This window comes from Acidovorax sp. KPB24-03 (assembly GCF_057546605.1).
The window spans coordinates 1-6,907 of the sequence record NZ_BAAJYR010000187.1 but is presented as its reverse complement, the minus strand read 5'-3'; the positions used below and the strand labels follow the sequence as shown (position 1 = coordinate 6,907).

Annotated in this window: 5 protein-coding genes and 2 pseudogenes; 5 read left to right on the top strand and 2 right to left on the bottom strand. The window is 70.3% G+C overall.

All coding sequences use genetic code 11. The features are described 5' to 3' along the window. Nucleotides 1-164: 164 nt before the first annotated feature. The 5 genes and pseudogenes from AC27KI_RS16575 to AC27KI_RS16555 all read left to right on the top strand — a co-directional run. Nucleotides 165-464: pseudogene (locus tag AC27KI_RS16575) on the top strand (multicopper oxidase domain-containing protein); the annotation flags it as partial. A gap of 184 nt (nucleotides 465-648) precedes the next feature. Next, on the top strand, nucleotides 649-1,566 hold the full coding sequence (locus AC27KI_RS16570; RefSeq protein ID WP_487090602.1) for a multicopper oxidase family protein: 918 nt from the start codon (nucleotides 649-651) through the stop codon (nucleotides 1,564-1,566). A gap of 281 nt (nucleotides 1,567-1,847) precedes the next feature. Further along, nucleotides 1,848-2,654: an EAL domain-containing protein gene (locus tag AC27KI_RS16565; RefSeq protein WP_487114803.1), complete on the top strand. Its 807-nt coding sequence runs from the start codon at nucleotides 1,848-1,850 to the stop codon at nucleotides 2,652-2,654. A gap of 90 nt (nucleotides 2,655-2,744) precedes the next feature. Then, nucleotides 2,745-3,491: a transporter substrate-binding domain-containing protein gene (locus AC27KI_RS16560; RefSeq protein WP_487090600.1), complete on the top strand. Its 747-nt coding sequence runs from the start codon at nucleotides 2,745-2,747 to the stop codon at nucleotides 3,489-3,491. Nucleotides 3,492-3,757: 266 nt separating this feature from the next. Then, nucleotides 3,758-4,135, top strand: a complete 378-nt coding sequence (locus AC27KI_RS16555) for a cupin domain-containing protein (RefSeq protein ID WP_487114801.1) — start codon at nucleotides 3,758-3,760, stop codon at nucleotides 4,133-4,135. 78 nt (nucleotides 4,136-4,213) lie between these two features. Here the strand turns inward: AC27KI_RS16555 and AC27KI_RS16550 are convergent, their stop codons facing one another. After that, complete coding sequence (locus AC27KI_RS16550) at nucleotides 4,214-6,043, bottom strand: gamma-glutamyltransferase family protein (protein WP_487114799.1); 1,830 nt, start codon at nucleotides 6,041-6,043, stop codon at nucleotides 4,214-4,216. Between the two features lie 176 nt (nucleotides 6,044-6,219). Then, nucleotides 6,220-6,907, bottom strand: a pseudogene (locus AC27KI_RS16545) (alkaline phosphatase D family protein); the annotation flags it as partial.

Sequence of the window (6,907 nt, the reverse complement as noted above, 5' to 3'; positions counted from 1 at the left end):
TGCCCGAGCCCGCCGCGCTGACGTCGTCCGGCGGCCAGCTCAGCCTGGACCTGTTCGCCCGCTACGGCGCGCAGCCGCTGCGCATCGCGGGATCGCAGCCGCCGGCCTATCCGGGCGTGGCCCGCACGGTGCAGACCGCGCTGCGCAGCTTCAACGGCCAGTACATGGCGCCCACGCTGCACCTGCAGCCCGGCGACACGCTGCGCATCCGGCTGGTGAACGAACTGCCGGCCAACGTGAAGGGCCAGTCCTCGCTGGACTACCTCAACCACCAGAACAGCACCAACCTGCATTTCCACGGCCTGCACGTCGATCCGCGGGAGATCCGCCCCGGCGTGTTCGGCGACTACGTGGTGGACATCGCCGAGGCCGGCGTGCTCCCGGGGGCCAGCCGCCAGCACGAGGTGGCCATCCCGGCCGACCACACCAACGGCATCTACTGGTACCACCCCCATCTGCACGGGTCGTCCAACGTGCAGGTCTCCAGCGGCATGTTCGGCGCCATCCTCATTCACGACCCCCAGGACACCTTCATCGACACGCCGGACATCCGCGAGCGCGCGATCCACGTGCACAAGGTCAACCTGACCGACGACGGCAAAACGGAATCGTTCTACGACTCCATCCGCACCGCGTCGTCGGGCTTTTTTGCTCAACGGCGCCTACCAGCCCACCATCGTGATGCGGCCGGGCGAGGTGCAGCAGTGGCACTTCGTCAACACGGCTTCGTTCTACCCGTTCAACCCCGTGCTGGACGGCCATACGCTCTGGGCGTATGCCAAGGACGGCAACGTGTTCAACCGCCGTTTCAAGCCCATCAACGCGGCCACCTCGGACCAATTCGACAACGCCCACTGGCCCGGCAACGCGCTGTATCCCGGCAACCGCCATTCGATCGTGGTGAAGGCCAGCGACGTGCCCGGCACGTACTACCTGCGTTCGGTCAAGGCGCCGTCGAGCGAGTCGCAGGACGAGATCGTCGCGCGCATCGTGGTGGAGGGAACGCCGCTGTCCACCCCGCTGCCCCAGCCCGCGCGCCTGCCGCGCTATGCCGAGCACCTGCCCATCACCGATGAGGAACTGGCGGCCCATGGCGGCAAGCAGCGCAGCCTGGTGCTGGCCGTACTGCCCAAGACGAGCGAGCGCCTGGCCCAGCCCATTCCGGCGGGGGAGGGCTGGTTCATCCCGCTGTCGGACGGCGTCGACGGCTTCACCGACACCGTGTTCTCGTCCGGCGACGCCTCGCCGCAGGCCCGGCTGTCGCCGTTCCAGTCGTCGCTCACGGCCACGCAGACGGTGGCGCTGGGCGCGGTGGAGGAGTGGACCATCCAGAACCTCAACCGCTACCCGCACCCGTTCCACATCCACGTCAACGACAGCTATGTGGTCCGGGTCAACGGCGAGCCGGTCGACCCGTACTGGGCCGACACGCTGCCGGTGCCGCCGATGGGCAGCATCACCTTCCGCATGCGGTTCACCGACTTCCATGGCCAGTTCGTATGGCACTGCCATGCGCTCGACCACGAAGACCTGGGAATGATGCAACTGGTGCACGTGGTGGCGTGACGGGTGAACGAGCGCGAGCGAGCGAACACGGCCGAGAGCCGGCGCGCAGCCGCAGGAACCAAGAGAGAGAGGGGAGAGAAGAAGAGCGCGGCGAGGGGCCCGGTGCGGTGCGCCGGGCCCCGCAGTCGTGCGCGCAAAGGCCGCCTGAAGGAGCGGCGCGGGCGCCAAAGCCCTCGCGGCCCGGTGGGTCACGGGACGCGCGCGGGACCGATGTGCCGCAAGATGCGCGTAAGCTGTCGGCTCGATCGCCGCCCCGCCATTGCCCGTGGCCCATCGCTGTCATGAATCAGCCCGCCTCCCTCCACGCCGCCTCTTCGGCCACCGCATCTTCGCCCGCCTGCGCCGCCTGCGCCGCCTGCCGCGACGGCCAGGCGCTGGACTTCGAGTTCACCATGGCGTTCCAGCCCATCGTCGATCTGCGCGACCGCAGCGTCTACGCCTACGAGGCGCTGGTGCGGGGGCTGGACGGCAGTTCGGCCCAGACCATCCTGGATCGGGTGACCGAGCAGAACCTCTACGCCTTCGATCAGGCCTGCCGCGTGAAGGCCGTGGAACTGGCCGCGGCGCTGGGCATGCCCTGCCGGCTGAGCATCAACTTCCTGCCCAACGCCGTGTACCAGCCGGAGGCCTGCATCCGCGCCACGCTGCAGGCCGCGCAGCGCTGCGGCTTTCCCACCGAGCGCATCATCTTCGAGATCGCCGAGCGCGAGAACCTGCTGGACAAGGCGCACCTGCAGGGCATCCTGCACGCCTACCGCCGCCACGGCTTCCTGAGCGCGATCGACGATTTCGGCGCGGGCTACGCGGGCCTGAACCTGCTGGCCGACTTCCAGCCCGATCTGCTGAAGATCGACATGGCCCTGGTGCGCGGCGTCGACCGCCACCCGGTGCGGCAAGCCATCGTGCGCGGCATCGTGGGCCTGTGCCATGACCTGGGCGTGCAGGCCCTGGCCGAAGGCGTCGAAACCGATGCCGAGCTGCACACCCTGCGCGGCCTGGGCATCGACCTGTTCCAGGGCTACCTGTTGGCCCGGCCCGCGCTGCAGGCCCTGCCGCCCGTGCGCTGGCCGCAGGACGCCGCCACCTGACGCGCTGCGCCGCCAGGCGGCCGCGGGGGTTTACACGGCGCGCCGGCTGGAAGATGCTCGGCCTTCGTTCAACCCCCCGTCCTTCGCCGCATGTCCATCGATCCCGCCGTCCTCCAGGCCTTTGCACCCACCGGTGTGCTGCGCGCCTCCATCAACCTGGGCAACCCCATTTTGGCCAAGGCCGGCGCGCCGGGAGCGGACCCGTCCGGCGTGTCCGTCGATCTGGCGCGGGCCCTGGCCGAGCGCCTGGGCGTGCCGATCGCCTTCGCCGTGTTCGATGCGGCCGGCCGATCGGTCGAGGCCGTCACGCAGGAGCAGGCCGATGTGGGCTTCTTCGCCGTGGACCCGCTGCGCGGCGCCGGCATCGCGTTCACCGCGCCGTACGTGCTCATCGAAGGCTGCTACCTGGTGCGCGAGGACTCGCCGCTGCGCGACAACGAGGCCGTGGACCGGCCTGGACACCGGGTGGTGGTCGGCAAGGGCAGCGCCTACGACCTCTATCTGAGCCGCGAGATGAAGGCCGCCACCCTGGTGCGCGCCCCCACGTCGCCCGCCGTCGTGGAGACCTTCCTGGCCGAAGGCGCCGACGTGGCCGCGGGCGTCAAGCAGCAGCTGCAGGCCGATGCGCAGCGCCTGGGCGGCGGCCTGCGCCTGCTGCCGGGCCGCTTCATGGTCATCCAGCAGGCCATGGGGCTGCCCAAGGGCCGGGGCGCGGCCGCGGCGGGCGTGCTCCATGCCTTCGTGGAGGAGGCCAAGGCCAGCGGCTTCGTGCAGGCCGCGCTGGAGCGGCACGGCATCCAGGGCGCCTCCGTGGCGCCGGCCCAGGCACCGGCTTGAGGCAGGGATTCGATTGCTATCGTTTTCATAGCGATATGCCTTAGTGTTGATTGTGCTGGGGCCTGTTTTGATACCAAGCCTGCTTCGCAGGACCCCGCCGGGGTGCTGGCAGGTGCGGTGTGCGCGGGGCCGCGCATAAGATCGCATCGGCACCGAACGGGCCGCGCATGCTGCGGCGGCCCGCGCTGCCACCCGACCATTCCAAAGGAGACAACCCATGAAAAAAAACGTTCCGCCTGCTGGCCGCCGCATTCGCTCTGGTGGGGGTGGCATCGACGGCGTCGGCCGAGGTGTACCCCAAGGAGGCGCTGCTGAAAGCCAACAAGGAGGGCGCCGGCGGCGGCAAGGGCACGCTGGCCGGCGAATACGCCTTCACGCGCGACAAGGCACTCAAGGACCAGGCCATCAAGGAGATCAGCTGGCTCACGCTGCAGCCGGGTGACTCCATCGGCTACCACAAGCACACCAGCAACGAGGACACCTACGTCATCGTCTCGGGCCGCGGCACCTTCAAGGACAAGGACGGCGTGGACGTGGCCGTGAAGCCGGGCGACGTGACCATCGTGCGCAAGGGCGAATCGCACGGGCTGACCAACACCGGCACCGAGCCGCTGGTGTTCCTGGACGTGATCGCCGAGCAGTAGGCGCTGGCGCGGCGGCCAGCCCCGGGCCGCAACGCCCAAGAGCACCCGCAGGGTGCTCTTTTTTTGAGGGGCGGGCGCTCAGTCCCCCATCACCACGCCTTCGCGGCGCGGGTCGGCGCCGCCCAGCCACATCGGCTGCCCGTGCACCTCGGCGCGGGTGATGGCCTGCAGGCCGCTGGTCATGTTCATCTCGCGCACCTCGGCGCCGCGGGCACGCAGCGCCTCCACCGTGGCCGGCGGGAAGCGTTTTTCCTCCAGCATCGTCGGGCCATTGAGCGAGCCGAAATTGGGCAGGTTGATGGCCTGCTGCGGCATCAGCCCCCAGTTGAAGATGCCGTAGAGCGTCTTGGCCGTGTAGTGGATGATGAGCGCGCCGCCCGGGCTGCCGCCGCTCATCACCACCTGGCCGGTCTGCTTGTCGAACACCAGCGTGGGTGCCATCGACGAGCGCGGGCGCTTGCCGGGCTCCACGCGGTTGGCGATGGGCTGGCCCTGCGTGTCCTTGGGCGCGAAGCTGAAATCGGTCAGCTCGTTGTTCAGCAGGAAGCCCTTGACCATCTGGCGCGAGCCGAACTGGTCTTCGATGGTGGTCGTCATCGCCACCGCGTTGCCGAAGGCATCGACGACGCTGATGTGGCTGGTGCCGTGCTCGATCTGGTCGGGCATGGGCGCATGGCTGGTGCGGACCGCGCCGGGGTTGCCGGGCTGCGCCACCTTCATGCTCTGCGGGCCGATCAGTTGGGCGCGCTGGGCGAGGTAGGCGGGGGCGAGCAGGGTGCTCCAGCTGCCGCCCGGCGGCTGCACGAAGTCGGGGTCGGCCACGTAGAGGCCGCGGTCGGCGAAGGCCAGGCGCGAGGCCTCGTTGTACAGGTAGAGCCAGTCGGCGCTGGGCAGCCAGTCGCCCGCGCCCTTGGGCCCTTCCTGCAGCGCCATCGTGGTGGCGTCGGTGTTCTTCAGGATGCCCAGGATCTGTCCCACGGCGATCGCGCCCGAGCTGGGCGGCGGAAAGCCGCACAGGCGAAAGTCCTTGGAGGCCACCTGGTAGTCCGTGCACAGCGCCTCGCGCTTCCTGGGCTGGTAGCCGGCCAGGTCGGCCAGCGCCAGGCGCCCGGGGTTGGTCGGGTGGCCCTGCACCTTGGCGACGATGGCCTGCGCCACTTCACCCTCCAGCAGCGCCTTGGAGCCGTTGCGCGCGATGCCTTTCAGCACGGCGGCCAGTTCGGGGTTCCTGAGGACATGGCCCACGGGCCAGGGCTGGCCCGCCGCGTCGAAGAAGTAGGCGCGCGCGGCCGGGTCCTGGGCCAGGTACTTTTCGTTGGCCAGCAGGGTGTTCAGGCGCGGGCTCACCTTGAAGCCGTTCTCGGCCAGCTGGATGGCCGGCTGGAACAGCGATGCCCACGGCAGCTTGCCGTGCTCCTGGTGCGCCAGCTCCAGCATGCGCACCGCGCCGGGCGTGCCCACCGAGCGGCCGCCCACCACGCCGTCGTAGAAGGGCACGGGCTTGCCGTCTGCGCCGAGAAAGAGGTTCTCGGTGGCGGCGGCCGGCGCCGTCTCGCGGCCGTCATAGGCCTCGACCCGGCTGCCCGCCGAGTGCAGCAGGAAGGCGCCGCCGCCGATGCCGCTCGATTGCGGCTCGACCAGCGACAGCACCATCTGCACCGCGATGGCGGCGTCGATCGCCGAGCCGCCGGCCTGGAGAACCTGGTAGCCCGCATCGGTGGCCAGCGGGTTGGCGGCCGCCACGGCGAACTTCTGAGTCGCCCAGCCGGGCTTCTCGGTGTAGCCGGACGCGCCTTCGGGCTGGTCGGGCAGCGTGTAGTTCAGGCGGGGGCTGGTGCCGCAGGCCGCGAGCAGGGCGGCAGCCGCGAGGGCGGCCAGCCGGGCGGCGGGCAGGTGCTTGGGGGTCATGGAGTCTCCCGGTGTGGTGGGCGCCATGGTAATGCGGGGTGCAGGCCTGGCCTGCGGGTGTTACACCCCGCTACCGAAACGGCGCGCGTGGGTGGCCCCTGCGTTGGACGCCTTTGGTCTTTTTGGCCTCCGGCGCAATCAATACTAGGCCATTTAGCTATCTATTTTGTAGCAAATCAAAGTTCGCGCACGGGCCCGGGGCGACCGTCTTCCACCACGAAGCGGGCCAGGGTGGAAGCGCCGCTGTCGGCCCGCAGCGGGTCGTCCACGGTGCGCAGCGTGGTGGTCCAGCGCCGGGGCGTGACCTCGGCCAGCCCCCAGCCGCGCAGGTCGCAGCGCGCCAGCAGCACGTGCGGGTTGTGGCGGACGATGGCGTCCACCTTGTCCTGCGTGGTGCCCGAGCGCGAGCTGATCGAGGTGCCGCAGAACTCGCTGGCCAGCACGCGGGCCGTGGGGGCCACGGAGGACTCGGCAGGCGCGGCCCCGTCGTCGGCGCCATCACGTTGCAGACGTAGTTCTGGTGGATGTCGCCTCCCAGCAGCACCGTGTTGCGCGGCGCATGCCGGGCCACCGACTGCAGCAGCCGCTGGCGCGCGGCGGGGTAGCCGTCCCAGCTGTCGGTCGATTGCACGCCGGAGGGGTAGTGGCGCGGCGAGAACAGCGTCTGCTGCGCGATCACGCTCCAGCGGGTGCCGTCGCCGCTGGCGCTTCCCACACCGCCGCCGCGTGCATCGGCGGCCAGGCCGGCATCCAGCCAGCGCTCCTGCGCCGTGCCCAGGAAGCTGCGCCCGGGCGCCTGCAGTTCGGCGCAGTCGCCGGGCAGCACAGCGCCCGCGCCGCTGCTGCCTTCCGCGCGGCAGGCCT

Coding starts and splice junctions, on each gene's coding strand:
- AC27KI_RS16565 (WP_487114803.1), top strand. CDS start 1,848: ATGAATCAGCCCGCCTCCCTCCACGCCGCCTCTTCGGCCACCGCATCT.
- AC27KI_RS16560 (WP_487090600.1), top strand. CDS start 2,745: ATGTCCATCGATCCCGCCGTCCTCCAGGCCTTTGCACCCACCGGTGTG.
- AC27KI_RS16550 (WP_487114799.1), bottom strand. CDS start 6,043: ATGACCCCCAAGCACCTGCCCGCCGCCCGGCTGGCCGCCCTCGCGGCT.